Genomic DNA, 20695 nt, shown 5'->3' on the forward strand with positions numbered 1-20695 from the left:
CCCGGCTGACAGTGACTCTCGCCTCGCCTGCAAGCGTGCGTCGGGCCGCCACAGAATGCGACCCGCCCCGATGAACTTCAACAACCCATACGATGGACACTTCCATGCTGCAATTGACCCGTAGTGTTTCCTGGCAGGCGCTGACCCGGCTGGGCGAGGTGACCCGCAACGACCGCATCCGCGATTACTTCGCGGCGGATCCCAAGCGCTTCGAGAAGATGAGCCTGCGCGTCGGCGGCCTGTTCCTCGACTACTCCAAGCACCACATCTCCGATGAGGTGATGGAGGCGCTGGTCGAACTGGCTGAGCACTCTGCACTCGTTCAACGTCGCGCGCAGATGTTCTCCGGCGACATCATCAACGTCACCGAGAATCGCCCGGTGCTGCACACCGCATTGCGCAGCCAGACCAACACGCCGGTCATCGTCGATGGCAAGGACGTGATGCCGGAAATCCACAAGACGCGCGAGCAGATCCGCGCCTTCTCGGAAGCCGTGCGCAGCGGTGAATGGAAAGGCTTCGACGGCCAGCGGATTCGCGACGTGGTCAACATCGGCATCGGCGGCTCTGATCTGGGCCCCAACATGGCCTGCCGTGCGCTGCTCAAGCATCGCCACCCGGAAATCAATTTCCACTTCGTCTCCAACGTCGATGGCAACCACATCCAGAAGGTGCTCAAGCGCCTGGATCCGGCCACCACGCTGTTCATCGTCTCCACCAAGACCTTCTCCACCCAGGAAACCCTGCTCAACGCCAAGACGGCGCGCCGCTGGTTCCTGGAGCACGCCGGTCAGGATGCCGACGTCGGTGCCCACTTCGTCGCGGCCTCCACCAACCGCAAGGCGGCCAAGGAATTCGGCATACGCGAAGAGAACGTCTTCGAATTCTGGGCCTGGGTTGGCGGTCGCTACTCCATGTGGTCTTCCATCGGCCTGCCCATCGCCCTGTCCATCGGCTATGAAGGCTTCATGGAGCTGCTGGAAGGCGCCCATGAGATGGACCAGCACTTCATCAATGCCCCGATGGCCGAGAACATGCCGGTCCTGATGGCGCTGATCGGCATCTGGTACATCAACTTCATGGGCGCCGAGACCCAGGCCATCGTGCCCTACGACCAGGCCCTGCATCAGCTGCCCGCCTTCCTGCAGCAGCTGGACATGGAATCCAACGGCAAGTCAGTCGACATCTTCGGCCGCCCGGTGGACTACAAGACCGGCCCGATCGTCTGGGGCGAGACCGGCTCCAACGGTCAGCATGCCTTCTTCCAGCTGCTGCACCAGGGCACTCGCTACGTGCCCATCGACTTCATCGCTTCGCTGAAGCCGGAGCCGAGCACCGAAGAGCACCACTTCGCGCTGATCACCAACATGCTGGCGCAGGCCAACGCCTTCATGGAAGGCAGCCAGGATGGCAGCAACCTCGATCCGCACTACAATTGCCCGGGCAACCGCCCGTCGAGCACCCTGCTGCTGGATGAGATGACCCCGCGCAACCTCGGCGCACTGATCGCCCTCTACGAGCACAAGGTCTTCGTGCAGGGCGTGATCTGGAACATCAACTCCTTCGACCAGTGGGGCGTGCAGCTCGGCAAGCGCATCGCCGGGGAAATCAGCGCGCGTATCGATACCGACGTGAAGGCCTTCGATCCGTCCACCCAGGGTCTGTTGGCACTGGTCCGCGAGCACTTCCCTGCCGGTGGCGCCACCCAGGCGGATGACAGCAACGACAAGCCGGGCAAGAAAGCCAAAGGCTCCACGACGACCACTCGCAAGGAAACCTCCTCCTGATGACTCCGGTAATCGCGTTCGGCGAAGCGCTCGTCGACATGCTCTCCAACAAGCTCGGCGGCCAGGCCGTCGAGCAGGAAACCTTCACGCCCTACGCGGGCGGCGCACCGGCCAACGTCGCGGTGGCCTGTGCCCGCCTCGGCCTGCCGAGCCACTTCGTCGGCATGCTGGGTCAGGACAGCTTCGGCGACTTCCTGCACGACGAGCTGAGCGCCCATGGCGTGCAGATGGATCACGTCAAGCGCACCAGCCAGGCGCGCACCGCGCTCGCCTTCGTGTCTCGCGATGAAGAGGGTGAACGCCGCTTCGACTTCTATCGTCCGCCGGCCGCTGACCTGCTGTTCCGTCCGGAGCACGCCGGACCTGAGCTGTTCGCGACTCCCGCCATCTTCCACCTGTGCAGCAACAGCCTGACCGACGCCGGCATCGCGGACACCAGCTTCGTGCTGGCGTCTCGCGCACGTGCTGCAGGCTCTCTGGTCAGCGTGGATGCCAATCTGCGTCACAACCTGTGGCCGAACCAGCAGGTCGATGTGACCCTGGTCACGCGTCTGCTGGACAACGCCGACATCCTCAAGCTGTCCCAGGAAGAGGTCGAGGCCCTGACCGGCAGCCAGCCGCAGACCGACTGGCTCGAAGCGCGCCTGAAGGCCGGTGTGCGCCTGATCGTGCTTACCGATGGTCCGGGCGTGATTCGCGCCCTGGTGCGCAAGCAGAGCGGCGACATCGAGACCGTCAGCATCACGCCGCCCAAGGTCAAGGCGGTCGATACCACGGCCGGTGGCGATGCCTTCATCGGCGGCTTCCTGTCAGCCCTCAGCGAAGCCGGCATCCATGCCGACAACCTGAGCGACTGGTGTGAAGACGAGGGCCATCTCAACGCCGCACTGGAGCGTGCTGCGTCCTGCGGCGCCTTCACCGTGACTCGCCCGGGTGCCTATGCTGCACTGCCCAAGCGTGAAGATCTCGACGCCATGAAATGATGGCCGGACAATAACGCTGACGAATAACAGACCAACGTTATCATTTTCCCGGAAAGCGCATGATAAAAGCCCCTTCGATCATCAGATCAAAGGGGCTTTTTCGTGATCATGTCTCTCATGCTTGAACACTGACCACCCGCCCTTCATCTGACAGGAAGTCAGTCATCGCAGAAGAGACAGACGTAAAAAAGCCGGCCCCGAGGGACCGGCTTTCGTTAGCTTGCTAGACGATTGAAGACGTCTTAGAAGCCGTAATAGATGCCGACTGCAGCGCCGTCACCAGCATCGCCAGAACGGTCGTACTGGGCGTATTCAATGTAGGTGTACATCGCGGAAGAGATGTTGTAAGTCACACCCAGGTTGAATTCGTTGAAGCTGTCGTCGCCGCCATTGTCAGCAGCCAGGTCAGAGCCATCTTCTGCATCGACGTACTGGTAGCCGCCGTAGACGTCGCCCATGCCGTAGCCGTAACGCGCACCGATACCGTAGTAGTCGACATCAGCGTTGTCAGCATCGGCAGCGAAGCGCTCGGCTTTCACAGCAACGCGCAGTGCATCAACGGTGTACTGAGCGGTCAGACCATACTGCTCACCGATATCACCCTGGCTTGCACCAGTACCGTCATCTACGCCGTCGAACTGGCCCAGATCGTCATACACGGCAGCGATGGAGAAACCACCGACAGTGTACTTACCACCGGCATAGAAGGATGCCTGGTTGGAATCGGTGACGTTCTCGTCTTCACCGTCGCCTTCGAAGTTGGAACCGACGGCGAACTGCATGCCACCCATGACCGGAGACATGTACTGCAGCTTGTTGCCTTCACGAACCGAGCTGTCGCCAGAAATGTTACCGCTGGAGTCAGTCAGATCGAAGTATTCGTTGTTGGAGATCGGATCCTGGATCCAGTCGTCCATCAGCTGATCCCAGGAACCGATACGCGCGTCACCGAAGGAACCCTTGGCACCGACGTAGGACTGGTCGCCATCGTTCAGGCCATTACCGCCGCCTTTGGATTCGTCAGCGTCATATTCCCACTCGGCCTTGAAGTAACCAACGATATCGTCGTTGATCTTGTGCTCGCCCTTGGCACCGAAGGTAGAACCGTTGTCACCCAGCTCGCTTTCCGGGTCACCGCCGAGCTGGTCGACATAAGAGTATGCCAGCTGAACGTTACCGTAGATGTCCAGCTTGGTACCGTCCTGGTTGTAGACAGTAGCAGCGGAAGCAGAAGTAGCAGCCAGGGCAGCAGCGCCGGCGATGGCAGTAGCCAGAAGTGTCTTTTTCATCGCGATAGTTCCTTAACTAGCGTTAACTGTTCGATCGTGTCTGCCGGTGGCAGTGACCAAGGTTCCGGGCGCTTGATGACGCCTCTAAAACTCTGTGGCCTAGTTATTATCCAATGCTCGCAGGGAAACCATATACCGGGCTTTCAGGATGTGCAACAGAAAAAAACACTGTTTTCGATCACCACTCCTGAACCTATCCATCGGTCGGTTGTCTGGCGTGAGCATACTCTAGGGCTCAAGAATGAAGGATTCATGACAACCATGCGTCTTGACGCGGTTTCCTGCATCACCGAGCGCATCGCTGAGCGTTAATCTCGGATTCATTGTGGAAAAACCTCGCTTGCGACAAAAGTCGCAGAACAAAATCCCGTCAACTGCTGTGCTTGACTGATGCCAAGTTGTGGTTTCCTCTCAGCTTTATCTTCATGAAAGGCACCATCCCTGTGCCAATGATTCATTCATGAGTCTGCTATCAAGATCAGTCATCACGCTCAGTGATCAAGCCATGTCATAAAGCCCTGTCATCACACATTGTTCAGTGGACAGTGATCCTCAACTGCTCAACCAGTTGGGCAGGAACAGCGAGATGGATGGCACGTAGGTGATCAACACCAGGAACAGCAGCAACAGCGACAGCCACGGCAGTGCTGCCCGAATGACCCAGGTCATCGGCTTGCCGGTGATTCCCGCCGTCACGAAGAGGTTCAGCCCCACCGGAGGCGTCAGCATGCCGATTTCCATGTTGACCACCATGATGATGCCGAGATGGATCGGATCGATCCCCAGCTGCGTCGCGATAGGGAAGAGGATCGGCGCCATGATCAGCAGGATGGCCGAAGGCTCCATGAAATTGCCCGCCGCCAGCAACAGCAGATTCATCACGATCAAGAAGCCCCACGCCGGCAGCCCCCAGCCGATGATGGTTTCGGCGATGGTGTGCGGAATGCGCTCCGTGGTCAGGACATGCGCAAACAGCATCGCATTGGCGATGATGAACAGCAGCATCATCGAGACGCGCGCGCCGTCCAATACCACCTTCTTGACCTCCTGATCAGTGAAGGAGCCCAGGAGACCGGCAGGTACCTGCCACAGCGCGCGCAACCCCGCACTCCACCAGGCTTCGTTGCCCTTGCGCCACGGCACGTTCTTCAAGGGGCCCATGTCGCGATAGCCGACCACGGCGATGAACCAGGCATACACCGTGGCCACGGCCGCGGCTTCGGTGGGACTGGCCACGCCGCCATAGATCGAGCCCAGCACGATGAAGATCAACATCAGACCGCCCATGGCGATCAGGCCGGAGCGCGCAAGCACCCGCATGCCGGGAAAAGGCTGTGCCGGCAACTTCTTGATCCGCGCCGCGATATAGATGGCGACCATCAGGATGCCGCCCATCAGGAGGCCCGGTATCAGGCCGGCCATGAACATCTTGGCCGCCGAGACTTCCGTGGCGGCGGAATACACCAGCATCACGATGGACGGCGGAATCAGGATGCCCAGTGTCCCGGCATTGGTGATCACGCCCGCCGCGAAGGACTCGGTATACCCCTGGCGCACCATGCCCGCGATCACGATGGAGCCAATAGCCGCCACCGTGGCCGGAGAAGAGCCGGATACAGCGGCAAACAGCATGCATGCCAATACGGAGGCCATCGCCAGCCCACCGCGCACATGGCCGATGGCATCGGTGGCGAAGGTGATCAGTCGACGTGCCACGCCACCGGTCGAGAGAAAGGTGCTGGAGAGAATGAAGAACGGGATCGCCAGCAGGGTGTAGTGATGCGACAGCGCCTCAAACAGTTTGATCGCCACCGACCCCAGTGAGTCATTGGAAAACAGCAGGATCGTGGTGACGCTGGAGAAGCCCAGCGCAAAGGCGATCGGCATGCCGAGAAAGATGCCGCCGAACAGCAGCGCAAACAAAGTGGCTATGGTCATCGTGGTGTTCCCTGATCACTGTCACGGCCAACATCGCCGTCGTCTCGGCCATCTGGCACCTCCGTCTGCACCAGATGCATGCTGTCCTCGCCTTCGTCATGAAAGCCGAAGCCACTGGCATCGCCACGAATCACCTTCCAGCCCAGCACCGCAAAGCGCAGCATCAGCAGCAACATGGCAATGGGCAGAATGGTGAGGGCGTACCACTTGGGAATCGCGATGTCCTCAAGCTCGATGCCGATCATCTTCATCAGCGAGAGATATTCATAACTGCCGACCAGCAACATCACGCAGTACGCCATGCAGATCGCCAGCGCCAGCAAGGTCGCCACGCGCTGCCATAACATCGGCAGCATCTTGACCACGACGTCCACGCCGATGTGCGCGCCCTGCTTGACCCCCCAGGACACGCCGATCAGCACGAACCAGCCCGCCAGATACAGCGTGGCCTCCTGTGACCAGCTGATGCCGGTATTGAAGACGAAGCGCAACACCACCTCGACGAAAACCAGCAGCACCATCGCCACCAGCAGCAGCGAAAACAATGTCTCTTCCGCCTTGTGAAGCCATCGTAGTGCCATGGCAAGAATCCTCATGTCGCTCAAGGACACTTGCCCCACGCGAGATCACCGATGTCCTGGCGCTCAAGATGGGGCAAGTGATGGATGGCCTGATGGCTTACTGGTTGGCAGCTTCCGCGGCGTCGACGATGTCCTGACCGATGTCGTTGGCAAACTCGCCCCATACCGGCTTCATGGCATCGACCCACTGCTGACGCTGGGCATCGTCAAGCGTGATGATCTCGCTCTGACCGGAATCGATGATGGCCTGCTTGGCCTCCATGTTCTTGGCTTCGGAGAGCTGGTTGCCGTAGACGATGGCCTCATCGAGCGCCGACTTGACCTCGCCACGTACATCATCCGGCAGGCCATTCCAGAAGCGCGCTGAGGACACCACCATGTAATCCAGCACGCCGTGGTTGGATTCGGTGATATACGGCTGCACCTCGAAGAACTTCTGGGAGTAGATGTTGGAGTAGGTGTTCTCCTGGCCGTCGATGGCCTTGGTCTGCAGCAGGATGAAGACCTCGGAGAACGGCTTCTTCAGCGAGACGGCATCCACCGCGTCAAACTGGGCCTCGAGCACATCGGAGGTCATGATGCGGAATTTCTTGCCGTCGGCATCCTCCGGTGTCTTGAGCGGCGATGACGCGGACAGCTGCTTCATGCCGTTATGCAGATAACCGAGCCCCACCAACCCCTTGGATTCCAGCGACGTCAGCAATGACTGGCCCGTCTCGCTGCTCTGGAAGCGTTCGACGGCGCCCATGTCCTTGAACAGGAAGGGCAGATCGAAGACCTGCAGCTGATCGGTATATTTCTGGAACTTGGACAGTGACGGTGCCGCCAGCTGCACATCGCCCAGCAGCATGGCTTCCAGCACCTTGTCGTCACCGTACAGCTGCGAACTGGGGTAGAGCTCGACTTCCACCTTGTCGCCCAGACGCTCCTCTACCAGCTGCTGGAATTTCTTGCCCATCTGGCCCTTGGGGGTGTTTTCGGCTACCACGTGGGAGAACTTGATGGTGATCGGGTCGGCCATGGCCGTCGCTGAGGCAAACAGGATGGCAGCACTCAGAGCGGTCAGGGCTGGCTTGATAAGGCGCATGGCGAATCCTCTTGAATTGCGGATATTGTTGATCTTGTAAGGCATTCGATATCCCGTCTGCGCGACTCCAACATGAAGCCGCGCAGAGGTGTGGCGCGAGCAGGGATAGCCGAGACACTGCGAGCATTGCGCCACAGCCGCCAGATAGACAAGACAATCCAGACAATTCAATGAGTTGCAGACGAACAAGTCGCGCAACACTCTCACACAAGTGAGCCGAATTCCGCCGGCGCTGGCAGTTTATGAGGGAGCTGTGCGGATTTCCGCCCACCAACGACAAGGCCCCTGTGCGGGAATCCGCACAGGGGCCTTGTCTGTTAGCACCGATCATTGTCGACCGAGCGTCTTCCTCAGCTATCACACCACCTACCAGAACATTCTCAGGGACGATGCTCAGGGACGGCTCTCAGGGACAGTGTTCAGGGGCGGTGCTTGGTCATCAGCTCGCTGAGCTTGTGGCTGATGCGCTGATCGGTTGCCTGCTCTTCACGCGCCTTCTGTTGACGCGTCAGCTCATCGAGCTGCTGGCGGGCATGACGGGCCTCATCTTCCGTCACGGCACCCACCGACTGGCCCGAGAGATCCACTCGCTGCGTGCCCGCCCGTACCGCCTTCAGATATCGCGGTAGATGGACATAACCCGCCAGCGCGCGCCGCACCAGCTTGTCATCCCAGGGCTCGTTTTCCAGCAGCTCGATATGGATGCCGATCTTCAACGGCCGGGTGTGACCCTTGAAGAAGGTATCCGGGTAGCGCTTGTACCACTGCTTGAGCAGCGCATGGGGAGATGGCGCCGCCTCAGGCTGAGAAGCCTGCTGTGCTTGCGGGGCCTCGTCCTGCTCGGCCTCACTCGGCTGATGCGCTTCCTGCTCCTGCGGTACCTGAGCTTGCGGCGTCTGAGCCCCGGACGAGTCGGCAGCCGACGCTGACTGGGTGGCAGCTACCGGCTGACTCACGTTCAGGCGCTCCGAGGCCAGGCGTTCTGCCTGCGCTTCCTGCTGCGCTGCCAGCCCCGCCTCCGCCTCCACCTCCGCATTCGTGGAGGGGGGCGGCGCAGAAGCCTGCTCAACCTGCTCAGCCAGTTCGCGCAATTGCGCATCTCGCGCCAGCAACGCCTCATTCACCGCGCTCAACTGCGCCTGCTGCTCCTGCAGGGTCTGGCGCGCCGCCGCGAGTTGCTCAGCGAGCTGCTCACGCTCACGACGCTCCGCGGCCAGTGCACGCTCGGCTTCTGCGAGGGCACGCTGATGCGCATCGGCATCTGCCGTGGCTGCAGACGTTGCCTGCTGCTCCAGCTGGGCCAGCGCATCGCGCAGGCGGGCATTTTCCGACTCCAGGGCCGCACGGGCCTGGCGCTCTCCGTCACGCTGCTGTCGCTGTGTGTCGGCTTCATGTTCAAGCGCAGAATACAGCGCTTCGAGGCGATCCATCGTCAAGGCCTGAGCCTCCCTTGCACGCTATGGGCAGTTCCGTTTGGCACCAGTCTGTGTCAGTACCTGCTGACTGTAAAGGTCACGCCGGCCAGCCAATGGCTCAGACGTCGCGGCGCTCGAAGCGCACGAAGTCATAGGCCGGCAGGCCCTCACCACTCTCCCCCGGGACACGCTGCGCTTCCTGCCAGCTCGCATCCAGCGACGGAAAATGGGCATCGCCCTCGATCTCGACCGCAACCTCGGTGAGATAGAGACGCGTCGCCACCGGCAGCGCCTGAGCGTAGATCTGACCGCCACCGATCACCATGATCTCATCCACGCCTTCGATCATCGCGTGGTGGTCCGCCATGCTCAGCGCGGCGGCCAGGTCACTGCAGACCCGCACGCCATCATGACGGAATTCGCTGTCACGCGTGACCACGATATTGAGGCGGTTGGGCAGCGGCCTGCCGATGGAGGCGAAGGTCTTGCGCCCCATGATCACCGGCTTGCCCTGGGTGACGTGCTTGAAGAACTTCAGGTCTTCCGGCAGATACCACGGCAACTGGTTGTCGACGCCGATCACGCGGTTGACCGACATGGCGGCAATCATCGCGACGGGCACGACGGTGTCGGACGCCGCCGTCAGTGGGGAGAATTCATTATCGCTCATACAGCCACCTGCGCCTTGATATGCGGATGGGCTTCATAACCTTCGATGGCAATGTCATCGAAGGTGAAGTCGAACAGATCCGTGACTTGTGGATTCAACACCAGCTGCGGCAGCGCCAGCGGCTCACGCGTCAACTGCTCACGCGCCTGCTCGAGATGATTGCTGTAAAGGTGGGCATCGCCGAGGGTATGGATGAACTCGCCCGGCTTGAGGCCACACACCTGCGCGACCATCTGGGTCAGCAGTGCATAGCTTGCGATGTTGAACGGCACGCCGAGGAAGATGTCCGCGCTGCGCTGATAGAGCTGGCAGGACAGACGACCATCGGCGACGTAGAACTGGAACAGTGCATGACAGGGCGGCAGCGCCATCTCGTCCACCAGCGCCGGGTTCCAGGCCGAGACCATCAGACGGCGCGAATCCGGGTTGGTCTTGATCTGCTCGATCAGGTTGCTGATCTGGTCGACGGAACCGCCTTGCGGGTTCGGCCAGCTGCGCCACTGGTAACCGTATACCGGCCCGAGGTCGCCATTCTCATCGGCCCACTCATCCCAGATACGCACGCCGTTTTCCTTCAGGTAGGCGATGTTGGTATCGCCCTTCAGGAACCACAGCAGCTCGTGGATGATCGAGCGCAGGTGCAGCTTCTTGGTCGTGACCAGCGGAAAGCCTTCGGCCAGATCGAATCGCATCTGGTGGCCGAAGACACTCAGGGTGCCGGTGCCGGTGCGATCGCCCTTTTGTGTGCCGTTTTCCAGCACATGGCGCATCAGGTCTAGATAGGGTTGCATGGTGGCGAGTCCGTACGGCGTGTCAGAGGCTGGCGCGACGAGCAAAGCCGTGGATCGCCCTGCGCCAGCCTCTTCATGAATTCGAATCGTTCAATCGACGATATTTGACGCTGCCAGATACGCAAGAACGCGGCCCGATGGCCGCGTTCTTGCGTATCTGGCAGAGGGCCAGTTTACACCGATTGCCCCCTGTATTCACGCCTGCATTGCCACCTCAGGAAGCCCGAGGTACCGGCGGCTGCGCCACTTCCTGGCCGCGCGACCAGGCCATCAACAGCAGCCCGAACAGCACCATCGGCAGCGACAGCAACTGGCCCATGGTCAGCCAGTCGAAGGCGATGAAGCCGAGCTGGGAGTCCGGCTGACGGAAGAATTCGGTGACGAACCGGAAACAGCCGTAGCAGAGCAGGAACAGACCGGAGATCAAGCCCTTCTGACGCGGTTCACGCGAGACGAACCACAGGATGGCGAACAGCGCGACGCCTTCCAGTGCAAACTGATAGAGCTGCGAAGGATGACGCGGTTCCGGCCCGTAGAGCGGATAGACCATGCCCCAGGAGACATCGGTGATGCGCCCCGGCAGCTCCTGATTGATGAAGTTGCCCAGCCGCCCTGCGCCGAGCCCGATCGGCACCATCGGCGCGATGAAATCGGTCAGCTGGAAGAAGGTCAGCTGATGGCGGCGTGCGAACATCAGCATCGCGATCAACACGCCCAACAGGCCGCCATGGAAGCTCATGCCGCCATCCCAGACCTTGAAGATCCACACCGGGTCCGCCAGCAGCTTGTCGAAGCCGTAGAAGAGCGCATACCCCAGGCGGCCACCCAGCACCACACCCAGGGCGCCGAAGAAGATCAGGTCGCCCACCGCGTCCTGACTCAGGCCGACACGTGCGCGACGTGCTCGCGCCAGCCCCCAGGCCGCCGCGAAACCGATCACGTACATCAACCCGTACCAGTGAATCTTGAAGGGCCCCAGCGCCAGCGCCACGGGGTCGATCTCAGGATATTGCAACATGTGAAAACCTTGAATGAAGAAGTCGGGCTCTACCAACGTACTGGGCGATGCAGTCATCGCCTCTCAGGCGGGCAGAGCATAACAGTCAAAGCATGAACACGACCTGCCTGAGGCAGCGTATTCCCGCTCACGCCAGCAGAAACCGCAGTCCGACGATGACCAGAATCAGCGCGAACAGGCGCTTGAGCAGCAGGGCCGGCAAGGCATGCGCCAGCCGCGCCCCGAGGCGCGCGAAGGGCACCGACACCAGCACGATGCCCAGCCACGCTACCCAGTGGACATAGCCGATGGCGTGCTCCGGTAGATTGGGGGCATGCCAGCCGACCACGATGTTGGTCAGTGCGGCGGTCAGCGCGATGGGAAAGCCTGCCGCGGCCGCAGTCCCCACCGCTTCAGTCATGCGAGCCTGCCAGCTGGAGAGCATCGGCACCATCACCGTGCCGCCACCGATGCCGAACAGCGAGGAAATCACGCCGACGGTACTGCCGCCCACGAACTGACCGACCCGCCCGGGGGCCTGGGCCATCTGGCCCACCTTGAGGTCCAGCCCGAGCTTTGCCGCCACCAGCAGCACGAAGACGCCGAACGCCAGCTTGAGCGTCTCGCCGCTCAGCTCACTGGCCAGCACCACGCCGAGCCCGGTGCCGACCACCAGCCCGGGCAACAGACGCTTGAGCCAGTCGAGGCGCACCGCACCGCGCTCATGATGCGCCCGCGCCGACGACAGCGAGGTCACCACGATGGTGGCCAGCGAGGTGCCGATCGCCAGATGCATCAACACCTCCGGCGCGACGCCTTGCAGCACGAAGGCCGCGGCCAGCACCGGCACGATGACCAGACCGCCGCCTATCCCGAACAACCCCGCAATCATGCCGGCGACTGCGCCCAACAGGGGATACCACCACCACATACCCGACTCCTCTCATGCTGCATTGCGGTGACTGTCTGCCGAGAGTGGCCCGGGCCTCTCAGCGCCATGACCGTCAGCCGTCTGTTGATAGCGAACCTTCGCTGTTGCCGGACGCGCGTGGCGTCAGTGTCACGTCAGGCAGCCACATGCTGACCTTGTCGATCAGCGCCTGGGGACGGTAGGGCTTGCCCAGATAATCATCCAGCCCGGCGGCGAAGAAGCGCTCGCGATCGGCTTCACTGGCATTGGCGGTCAGCGCGATGATGACACTGCGCCGCCCGCTGCCGGCGGCGGCTTCCTGCTCGCGCCAGCGCTGGCTGACACTGACGCCATCCATGCCGGGCATGAAGATATCCATGAACACCAGTGCGTAGAAATGCTGTTCACGTGCGGCCAGCGCCTCTTCACCGCTGCTGGCGGTATCGACCAACAACCCCTGCCGCCCGAGCACCGTGCGCGCCAGCATCGCGTTCACCGGCCCGTCATCCACTACCAGGATACGGGTTTCAGAGGACTTGCCCGGCCATGTCATCGGCAGCAGGATTTCCAGCGCCTGCTCGTCGTCCACGTTGATCTGGCGATAGCTGCCGCCCAGCTCGTCGATCAAGCGCCGCGCCATGACAAGACTCGAGGGCGATTGATGGCTGATATCGAGACCGACATGCCCACGCAGTTCGAGCCGCAGGCAACAACAGCCAGCGCCCTCATCGTCTGAGCCCTCGGCAGAGAACGCTGCATCGCGACAGGCCGGCAGGTCACAGGTTTGCTGCTGTTCAAGCAGCAAGGATTGATGACTGGCGCTCTCGTGACGCACGCAGCCTTCCGCCAGATGCTCGAACAGCTGCGCAAGGCGTCGCACATCACCGCGCAATGCCTCCGGCATCGGCCCCAGCTGCCACTCGAAGGGGCAGCCGACATCATGATGGCGCTGCTGCATATCCTCGAGCAGTGCCCCGAGCGTCTCGGTCGGTGAGAAGTCATTCTCTTCCAGCGGCGTCCGCACCACTTCCTCGCGCTCGGTCAGGGCGTCCAGCAGTTGCGCCACGCTGTCGAGACGCCCCTGCAACAGGCTGAGCTCGGCATCCTCGATATGACGCTCGCGTCTGAGCTGGCCAAGCTTGCGCACCAGACCTTGCAGCGGCGGCGTCAGTTCAGCGTGCAGCATGTCCAGATAATCACTCTTCAGACGCGCCTCTTCGCGGGCACGGTCACGCGCGACCAGCAACTGCTGGCTGGCCTGATCGTGCTCTGACTCATCGATCATCACGCCGAGCACCTGCGCCGGGTCATTGTTGAAGCGACACAGCTCCAGCCGCATCCGCCGCATACGGCCCTCAGCATCATGTACCCGGAGTTCACGACTGCTGGGCACGCTGGGGTTGGGCTCCAGCATCAGCAAGCTGCCCACCGACCGCCCCAGCGCCTCATGCAATACCAGCCCGAACAGCTTCTCGAAGGCCGGGTTGGCCATCGCCAACAGCCCATGGCGCATCACGAAGGCCGGCAGCGGCAAGGCATCCAGCTCATGGCCGCGGCCCCGACGCAGCAAGGCCACGGCCCCACGATGGCGACGCAGGATGTCATCCGCCGGATAGGCCTGCCGCCCCACCGGCGGATACTCCTCCATCACCTCACCGTTCTCGATACGCTCGCTCTGGCGCGCCAACCACTCCAGGGGCTGCCCCAGGCGCTGGTCCATGCGCCTGAGCCGCCATTGCAAGATGAGCATGACGACGGCAAACACCAGCAGCAGCGCGCCACCACTGCCCAGCAGCAGGGTCAGCAGCGGCACCTGACCGGGTACCTCGAGTCGCGTGCTGGACACCAGGCGCCAACCCGTGACCGGCAAGCTGTCCCACACCACCACCTGAGTCCCGTGCGGATCATCCAGCGTGGCGCCGCGCAGGCTGGTATCCATCTCGCGGGCGATATCCGCGGGCAGCTCCTGAGAATGGCCGTCGCCGACATTGCTGCTGGCCGCCCATACGTTCAGGTGGTCATCGACCAGCCAGAAGGCATCCGAGGGGGCATGGCCCGGCAGCAGCAAGCGTGCCTCCATCTGCGGCAGCGCGAGATCGAGCCCGACACGCGCCTTCTGGCCATTGCCGAGAGAGACCTCCGCCAGCGCCGTGATCTGTGGCAGGCCGGCAGGCCCCGGGTGCTGCGGCAGCCAGACCACGCGCGCCGCACCATTGTCGGTGTTCTCGGCAAGCTGACGCACAGTGTCCGGCAGTACGCCGGTATAGGGCATGAAGTCGCTGCCCGGCGCAAAGGCGTCCAGCACGTTGAACCAGGGATAGAGCATGACCATGCTGTTATCGAGGCTCACGAACAGGCGTGAGATCAGGGGGTCCGACGAGTAGAGGTCCGACAGCAGCCACTGCATATGCATCAGTCGTCGCCCGGCGTCGCGATCCTCATCGCTCAACGGTCCTGTGAATTCGCCGTAGAGTGCGGCTCCCCCACGCGATACCGGTCTGAACAACTGACCCTGCTCGGTGAGCGAGAACTGGTCCAGGCCATCGTCATAGGCGCTGCTCGTGTTGGCCCCGAAGTCCAGATGGCGCCGTGCATAGCGCGCCAGAATCTGCAGGCGACGCTGCTGGGTCTCCAGACGCTCGCTGACCAGCGCCGTGGCCAGTGAATGCTCCTGCCGAAGCTCCCCCAGCGCGGTATCGACGGCGGCATGTTGCGTGCTGTCCCAGACCACGGCGGCCCCGACCAGAAAGCTCAACGCCACCGCCAGCTCCGCCAGCAGCAGCGGACCAGCCGTCAGCCGAATCATGCGCGCCCAGACCTTCTCCAGGCCACTGGCGGGATTCTGGGCATTCGATGCCACTGCCACAGCAGGCGGTGGCTCGACAGAGGAAGCACGGCGCGAGAACATGATCTGAAAGCATCCTGTAGGTGAGGCGTCGGCAAGCCCGACCGCTGACCAGCGCAAGCTGTCGAGACAAAGCAGCAGCATACGCAAGCCGCCGTCAGGCGTCATGCAGTGCCAGCGTGACAGAGGCGCTATTTTCTCCCGACCCCCTGATGGAGTGGCGACATGTGCCTGATGGCATTTGACTGGCAACCGGACTCGGCGCGGGGCGAATGCCTGCTACTGATCGGCAATCGAGATGAATTTCACGCACGCGCCACCGCCGGGCTCTGCGTATGGCCGGATGGTGTCCTGTGCGGCGGACGCGACCTGGTGGCCGGCGGCGGCTGGCTGGTCATGCACCCCGCCGGCAGCCTCGCCACGCTGACCAACGTGCGCCAGCTGGACCGCCCTGCCCCGACGGCCAGCATCAGCCGTGGCCAGCTGGTCGCGGCAGCGGCACGTCAGGCACTGGGCCGATGCTCACGCTGGCGCCTTGAAGACTGGTTGCGCGCACTGGTCGCGGGAGAGAGCGTGCCCGCGGCACTGGAGGGAGCGGATGCACAGAAGCTGTCTGCGCTGACGCTTGAAGCCGTGGACTGGTGCAACCTGCTGGTCTGCGATGGCAAGGCGTTGTGGCGTCTGCATCATGGCCCGCAAGGGGCCGAGGTGAGCCGACTCGACGCGGGCATCCACAGCCTGAGCAACGGCCACCCCGATGTCGACTGGCCCAAGCAACGACGCCTGAGCGAACGCTTGGCAGCCCTCCTCGACCCGTCAGCCCGTGCTGGCGAAACAACCGTTCGGCCATTGAGCGACGATGCGCTACTTGGCCTGCTCAAGGATGACTGGCAGCCCGCGGTTAATCAGCTGCCGGCCACCGGTCTTGCCCTTGAACGCGAAGTCCTGTTGTCCAGCCCGTTCATCGTCAGTACCGAATATGGCACGCGGGCCTCGACCCTGGTGCGCTGGCAACGCCACTCGGCCAGGGACACGGCTGATGCCTCCGATGTGGTGCAGATCCTGACCCTGCTGGAACGCCGCTTCAGCCCTGAAGGTCACACCATCGCCAGCCGCAGGGCCAGGACACGCTCGATCGCCACGGAGAGCGGCGAGGAAGGAGATATCGGCAGCTGGCGACTCAGCTAGTCGTCTCGCCGGCCTTCTGTGCCACGGGCGCGTTGTCGCGCGGTGGCAGCAGGTGGTCCAGATCCCACGCCTGCAGGCGATGGAGCAACAGGGCATGAACCTCATCGGCGGTGGGCTGGCACAGTACCTCGTCCACCAGTCCCTGCGCCGCACTCAGTGACACCCGCCGAATGGCCGCACGCACGCGCGGCAGGCTCGGGGCATTCATCGACAGGCTGTCAAAGCCCATGCCCAGCAGCAGCAAGGCCCCGGCGGGGTCGCCCGCCAGCTCACCGCAGACGCTCACCGGCATCTTGAGCGCGCGCGACTCTTCCGACAGACGCGCCAGGGCGCGCAACACCGCCGGATGGCAGGCATCGTAGAGACTCGCCACGCGCGGGTTGTTGCGATCCACCGCCAGCAGATATTGGGTGAGATCATTGGAGCCCACCGAGAAGAAATCGACTCGGGTGGCGAGCGCTTCCAGCTGGTAGAGCGCCGCCGGCACTTCGATCATCACGCCGACACTCGGTCGCGAGACGTTGATGCCCTCTTCGGCCAGCTCGACCAGCGCCCGATTGACCAGCGCCAGCGCCGCATCGACTTCCTCGATTCCCGAGATCATCGGCAGCATGATACGCAGATTGTCCAGCCCTTCCGCGGCACGCAGCATGGCCCGCAGCTGCACCATCAATACCTCGGGATGATCGAGCGTCACCCGGATGCCCCGCCAACCCAGGAAGGGATTGGCCTCGTTGATCGGGAAATAAGGCAGATCCTTGTCGCCGCCGATATCCAGCGTGCGCATGGTGACCGGCAGCGGCGCAAAGCCCAGCAGCTGCTCACGATACAGACGCGCCTGCTCCTGTTCGCTGGGGAAGCGGTCACTCATCATGAACGGCACTTCGGTGCGGTAGAGCCCGACCCCGCCGACCCGCGACTTGAGCGACGCGACGGAATCCAGCGCCAGGCCGGTATTCACCATCAGCGGCAGAACATGACCATCCGGGGTCACGCTCGGCAGATCCTGCTCCTGCTCCAGCAGCGCACTCAACGCCTGCTCCTCCTCGATCAACCGTGAATAGTAGGCGCCGAGCTCAAGCTCGGGACGCACCACCAGTCGACCACGGTGACCATCGAGAATGACCGGTGCACCGCCCAGTCGCGACAACGGAAGATCCACCATGCCCAGCACGGTGGGAATCCCCATCGCACGCGCGAGGATGGCGACATGCGAGGTACTCGAGCCACTGACCGCGACCAGCCCCTTGAGGCGTTCACGCGGAACCTCCCCCAGCGTGGCGGGGCTGATCTCGTGGCCGATGAGAATGGTGTTCTCCGGATATTCGATCGGACCGCTGTCACCCTCTTCCTGAAGGTGTGACAACACTCGGCGTCCAAGATCCCGTATATCGGCGGCTCTTTCGCGCAGATAGTCGTCATCGACACGCTCGAGGTACTGCACATGGCGGCGCACGATATCGGCCAGCGCCGCCGGCGCCCACTGTCCTTCACGGATGCGCTTCTCGACTTCCTGCCCCAGCGCCGCGTCGCCCAGCATCTGCTGATAGACCTCGAACAGCGCATGTTCCTGGGTGGAGATACGACTGGCGAGGCGCTCCGCCGCGACGCGAATCTCTTCGCGCACGGCGTTGATCGCCTCCTTGAGGCGTGCGATCTCGAATTCGATATCAGTGGGAATCAGGTCGGGGACGGCGTCCAGGTCGGCGGGTGGGGACAGCACGAAGGCCTTGCCGATGGCGATACCGGGCGAGCCGGCCACGCCGGAGAAGGTCGCCTGGCCGCTGGTGCCGGCCAGCTTGCCCAGCGCCCCCGTGGCCAGCGCGTGAGCCAGCACTCCCGCCAGCTGAGCGCCAAGGGTGACAAGGAAGGCTTCCTCACCTTCATCGAAACGGCGCTTCTCGTGCTGCTGGATGACCAGCACCCCGAGCACGCGACGCTGATGAATGATGGGGACACCGAGGAAGCTGGAGAAACGTTCCTCTCCGGTCTCCTCGAAATAGCGGAATTGGGGGTGTGCGGGCGCATCCTCGAGGTTGAGCGGCTCTTCTCTGAGCGCCACCATCCCGACCAGACCCTCGCCACGTGCCAGACTGACCTGCCCCACCGACGACGAGCGCAGACCAATGGTGTCCTTGAGCACGAAGCGATCGCTTTCCGGTGCCAGCAGATAGACGGAGCAGACGTCCGTCTTCATAGCCTTGCGTATGCGCAACACCATGGTCGCCAGTGCCGCGTCCAGAGAACGTGCGCCATTGACCTCCTGAACGATACGACGTAGCACCTCAAGCATGGAGTACCTCAAGCATGGTGTATCTCGCGCATCGAAGACGTCGAGAAGGTGATTGCACAGCCAGGGCGGCGTGACCCACGTTCAGCCACCCGCGCCCATCAACGCCATCTGCCGGACGAATGACGCCCTTGCCCCTCGGCACTGGCGTCACCGGCCTCGGGGTCAGTGGCACCTGTGCCATCGAGCCCCTTGGCCGCCGCCGCATTGGCTGTGCCGACCGGTGAGCCACTGGCGCCAGGCGTACCGCAAGCGCCCCGCGCTTCATGCAGCGAGGGCCCCTCGGCGAGCGCCTTGAGCCGCTCGGTGTCCACCAGACGCTGCAGACGCGGAGCCAACTCGCGCAGGGCGCGTCGATATACCTCGCGCTTGAAGGCCACGACCTGCCCCAGTGGATACCAGTAGCTTACCCAACGCCAGCCATCGAATTCAGGATTGGGCGTGGTATCCACACTCACACGGTTGTCCTGACAGCGAATCTGCAACAGGAACCACTTCTGCTTCTGACCGATGCAGATCGGTCGGGAGTGCGTTCTTACCATGCGTCTGGGTAACCGGTAGCGCAGCCATCCACGGGTGCAGGCCAGTATCTCGACGTCCTCAGCTTTCAGGCCGATCTCTTCTTCGAGTTCACGAAACAGCGCCTGTTGCGGTGTCTCGTTTGGCTTGATGCCCCCTTGCGGAAACTGCCACGCATTCTGTCCTACCCGGCGCGCCCAGAGCAGCTGGCCCTCACAGTTGGCAATGATGATGCCAACGTTGGGGCGAAAGCCGTCAGCGTCGATCACGGATGTCACCTTTGATTCGTTAATTGAAACCATTCTTCCACAAAGGCTGAAAGCGCTTCAATACGCGGTTTGGCGGTGTGAAAGCCCGAGCACCTCTGCAATAATCGCTGCCTTCACGCTATTGCAGTGCAACACGGTCGTGCGAGACTGCTCGTCGGCCACCGTACACCCGCGCAAACACTGGGCCGGCACCCTATCGTGCTCTGTTGTCCGTGTCTGTCGTCCAGCCGAGTGTGGCTGGGCAGAGCAAGGAGTTTTCCGTGAGTCTGGCCATCTTTGATCTCGACAATACCCTGATCGCCGGGGACAGTGATCACGCCTGGGGCGAATTTCTGGTCGAACAGGGCGCTGTCGACGCCAACGTCTACCGTGAAGCCAACGAGCGCTACTACCAGCTCTACCAGAGTGGCGAGCTGGACATTCACGAATACCTGGCCTTCTCACTCAAGCCGCTGTCCGAGAACAGTCCGGAGCAGCTGGCAGCCTGGCACCAGCAGTTCATGGCCGCCAAGATCGAGCCCATCATCCTGCCGCGAGCGGAAGAGCTGCTGGCACGTCACCGGGCACGCGGCGACACCCTGCTGATCATCACCGCCACCAATCGCTTCATTACCGCTCCCATCGCGGACCGCCTCGGCGTCGATGAGCTGATCGCCATCGAGCCCGAGATCGTCAACGGCCGCTACACCGGACGCGTCAGCGGCGTCCCCAGCTTCCAGGCCGGCAAGGTGACCCGCCTCGAGGCATGGTTGGCCGAGCGTGACCACACCCTGGACGGCAGCACCTTCTACAGCGACTCCATCAATGACCTGCCGCTGCTGGAGCGTGTCGATACTGCCATCGCAGTGGACCCGGATGAGCAACTGCGCGCTGCCGCTGATGCGCGTGATTGGCGAATCATTTCGCTGCGCGACTGATAACACCATGATTTGCATGGTTTTTATCGATCCATAAGGTCGAGCAGCCTCAGCTATAAGGTTTTCATGTGGCTACAAGCATTCACCATAAAGTCGACCTTATTTGCTGAATCATTTCGCACAAGATGTGTCTATAATGTGTGTCCATCGAACCGTCGAGCCTGGTGCGGCAACTTTGCCCCGTCACGGCAGGACGGCCTCCGGAATCCCGGTCGGGTC

The 20695-nt window shown here is 62.3% G+C and carries 15 protein-coding genes and 1 pseudogene; 4 read left to right on the forward strand and 12 right to left on the reverse strand.

Features of this window, described 5'->3' with window-relative positions:
* The first annotated feature begins 104 nt into the window (after positions 1-104).
* Positions 105-1787: a glucose-6-phosphate isomerase gene (gene pgi / locus CDPAHKCJ_RS04725; protein ID WP_166018860.1), complete on the forward strand. Its 1683-nt coding sequence runs from the start codon at positions 105-107 to the stop codon at positions 1785-1787.
* Positions 1787-2770, forward strand: coding sequence for a carbohydrate kinase (locus CDPAHKCJ_RS04730; protein ID WP_166018861.1), 984 nt, complete (start codon positions 1787-1789; stop codon positions 2768-2770). Before pgi ends, CDPAHKCJ_RS04730 begins: the two co-directional genes overlap by 1 nt.
* Positions 2771-3012: 242 nt before the next feature.
* On the opposite strand, the gene CDPAHKCJ_RS04735 is transcribed toward CDPAHKCJ_RS04730, so the two are convergent.
* The 10 genes from CDPAHKCJ_RS04735 to CDPAHKCJ_RS04780 all read right to left on the reverse strand — a co-directional run bounded on the left by CDPAHKCJ_RS04735 (position 3013) and on the right by CDPAHKCJ_RS04780 (position 15356).
* Positions 3013-4059, reverse strand: coding sequence for a porin (locus CDPAHKCJ_RS04735; protein WP_166018862.1), 1047 nt, complete (start codon positions 4057-4059; stop codon positions 3013-3015).
* Positions 4060-4611: 552 nt separating this feature from the next.
* Complete coding sequence (locus tag CDPAHKCJ_RS04740) at positions 4612-5997, reverse strand: TRAP transporter large permease subunit (RefSeq protein WP_166018863.1); 1386 nt, start codon at positions 5995-5997, stop codon at positions 4612-4614.
* Entirely contained in the window at positions 5994-6578 is a 585-nt protein-coding gene (locus CDPAHKCJ_RS04745; protein WP_166018864.1) for a TRAP transporter small permease, read from the reverse strand. Before CDPAHKCJ_RS04745 ends, CDPAHKCJ_RS04740 begins: the two co-directional genes overlap by 4 nt.
* A gap of 97 nt (positions 6579-6675) precedes the next feature.
* The gene (locus CDPAHKCJ_RS04750; protein ID WP_166018865.1) at positions 6676-7665 is read right to left on the reverse strand and encodes a TRAP transporter substrate-binding protein; all 990 of its coding nucleotides are present in this window, start codon (positions 7663-7665) and stop codon (positions 6676-6678) included.
* Positions 7666-8084: 419 nt separating this feature from the next.
* The gene (locus CDPAHKCJ_RS04755) at positions 8085-9095 is read right to left on the reverse strand and encodes a ProQ/FINO family protein (protein WP_166018990.1); all 1011 of its coding nucleotides are present in this window, start codon (positions 9093-9095) and stop codon (positions 8085-8087) included.
* 103 nt (positions 9096-9198) lie between these two features.
* Positions 9199-9750 carry a dihydrofolate reductase gene (locus CDPAHKCJ_RS04760; protein WP_166018866.1) on the reverse strand — a complete coding sequence of 184 codons (552 nt, stop codon included), beginning with the start codon at positions 9748-9750 and terminating at the stop codon, positions 9199-9201.
* Positions 9747-10541, reverse strand: a complete 795-nt coding sequence (locus tag CDPAHKCJ_RS04765; protein WP_166018867.1) for a thymidylate synthase — start codon at positions 10539-10541, stop codon at positions 9747-9749. Before CDPAHKCJ_RS04765 ends, CDPAHKCJ_RS04760 begins: the two co-directional genes overlap by 4 nt.
* A gap of 214 nt (positions 10542-10755) precedes the next feature.
* A complete protein-coding gene (gene lgt, locus CDPAHKCJ_RS04770) occupies positions 10756-11559 on the reverse strand; it encodes a prolipoprotein diacylglyceryl transferase (RefSeq protein WP_166018868.1) in 804 nt (267 codons plus the stop codon).
* Between the two features lie 127 nt (positions 11560-11686).
* Positions 11687-12469 carry a sulfite exporter TauE/SafE family protein gene (locus CDPAHKCJ_RS04775; RefSeq protein WP_043331430.1) on the reverse strand — a complete coding sequence of 261 codons (783 nt, stop codon included), beginning with the start codon at positions 12467-12469 and terminating at the stop codon, positions 11687-11689.
* Between the two features lie 73 nt (positions 12470-12542).
* Positions 12543-15356, reverse strand: a complete 2814-nt coding sequence (locus CDPAHKCJ_RS04780; RefSeq protein ID WP_166018869.1) for a response regulator — start codon at positions 15354-15356, stop codon at positions 12543-12545.
* A gap of 162 nt (positions 15357-15518) precedes the next feature.
* On the opposite strand from CDPAHKCJ_RS04780, the gene CDPAHKCJ_RS04785 reads away from it, so the two are divergent.
* A complete protein-coding gene (locus tag CDPAHKCJ_RS04785; RefSeq protein WP_166018870.1) occupies positions 15519-16481 on the forward strand; it encodes an NRDE family protein in 963 nt (320 codons plus the stop codon).
* On the opposite strand, the gene ptsP is transcribed toward CDPAHKCJ_RS04785, so the two are convergent.
* Together ptsP and CDPAHKCJ_RS04795 are read right to left on the reverse strand one after the other, a co-directional pair.
* Complete coding sequence (ptsP, locus tag CDPAHKCJ_RS04790; RefSeq protein ID WP_166018871.1) at positions 16474-18774, reverse strand: phosphoenolpyruvate--protein phosphotransferase; 2301 nt, start codon at positions 18772-18774, stop codon at positions 16474-16476. The genes CDPAHKCJ_RS04785 and ptsP overlap by 8 nt on opposite strands.
* A gap of 311 nt (positions 18775-19085) precedes the next feature.
* Positions 19086-19559: pseudogene (locus tag CDPAHKCJ_RS04795) on the reverse strand (RNA pyrophosphohydrolase); the annotation flags it as partial.
* A 260-nt stretch (positions 19560-19819) separates the two neighbouring features.
* On the opposite strand from CDPAHKCJ_RS04795, the gene CDPAHKCJ_RS04800 reads away from it, so the two are divergent.
* Entirely contained in the window at positions 19820-20476 is a 657-nt protein-coding gene (locus CDPAHKCJ_RS04800; RefSeq protein WP_054555583.1) for an HAD family hydrolase, read from the forward strand.
* Positions 20477-20695: the final 219 nt, after the last annotated feature.

The organism is Cobetia sp. MB87, assembly GCF_011319755.1.
In the GTDB taxonomy this organism is placed as follows: domain Bacteria; phylum Pseudomonadota; class Gammaproteobacteria; order Pseudomonadales; family Halomonadaceae; genus Cobetia.

Coding starts and splice junctions, on each gene's coding strand:
- CDPAHKCJ_RS04730 (WP_166018861.1), top strand. CDS start 1,787: ATGACTCCGGTAATCGCGTTCGGCGAAGCGCTCGTCGACATGCTCTCC.
- CDPAHKCJ_RS04765 (WP_166018867.1), bottom strand. CDS start 10,541: ATGCAACCCTATCTAGACCTGATGCGCCATGTGCTGGAAAACGGCACA.
- CDPAHKCJ_RS04780 (WP_166018869.1), bottom strand. CDS start 15,356: ATGTTCTCGCGCCGTGCTTCCTCTGTCGAGCCACCGCCTGCTGTGGCA.
- CDPAHKCJ_RS04745 (WP_166018864.1), bottom strand. CDS start 6,578: ATGGCACTACGATGGCTTCACAAGGCGGAAGAGACATTGTTTTCGCTG.
- CDPAHKCJ_RS04750 (WP_166018865.1), bottom strand. CDS start 7,665: ATGCGCCTTATCAAGCCAGCCCTGACCGCTCTGAGTGCTGCCATCCTG.
- lgt (WP_166018868.1), bottom strand. CDS start 11,559: ATGTTGCAATATCCTGAGATCGACCCCGTGGCGCTGGCGCTGGGGCCC.
- CDPAHKCJ_RS04785 (WP_166018870.1), top strand. CDS start 15,519: ATGTGCCTGATGGCATTTGACTGGCAACCGGACTCGGCGCGGGGCGAA.
- CDPAHKCJ_RS04740 (WP_166018863.1), bottom strand. CDS start 5,997: ATGACCATAGCCACTTTGTTTGCGCTGCTGTTCGGCGGCATCTTTCTC.
- pgi (WP_166018860.1), top strand. CDS start 105: ATGCTGCAATTGACCCGTAGTGTTTCCTGGCAGGCGCTGACCCGGCTG.
- CDPAHKCJ_RS04755 (WP_166018990.1), bottom strand. CDS start 9,095: ATGGATCGCCTCGAAGCGCTGTATTCTGCGCTTGAACATGAAGCCGAC.
- CDPAHKCJ_RS04760 (WP_166018866.1), bottom strand. CDS start 9,750: ATGAGCGATAATGAATTCTCCCCACTGACGGCGGCGTCCGACACCGTC.
- CDPAHKCJ_RS04775 (WP_043331430.1), bottom strand. CDS start 12,469: ATGTGGTGGTGGTATCCCCTGTTGGGCGCAGTCGCCGGCATGATTGCG.
- ptsP (WP_166018871.1), bottom strand. CDS start 18,774: ATGCTTGAGGTGCTACGTCGTATCGTTCAGGAGGTCAATGGCGCACGT.
- CDPAHKCJ_RS04735 (WP_166018862.1), bottom strand. CDS start 4,059: ATGAAAAAGACACTTCTGGCTACTGCCATCGCCGGCGCTGCTGCCCTG.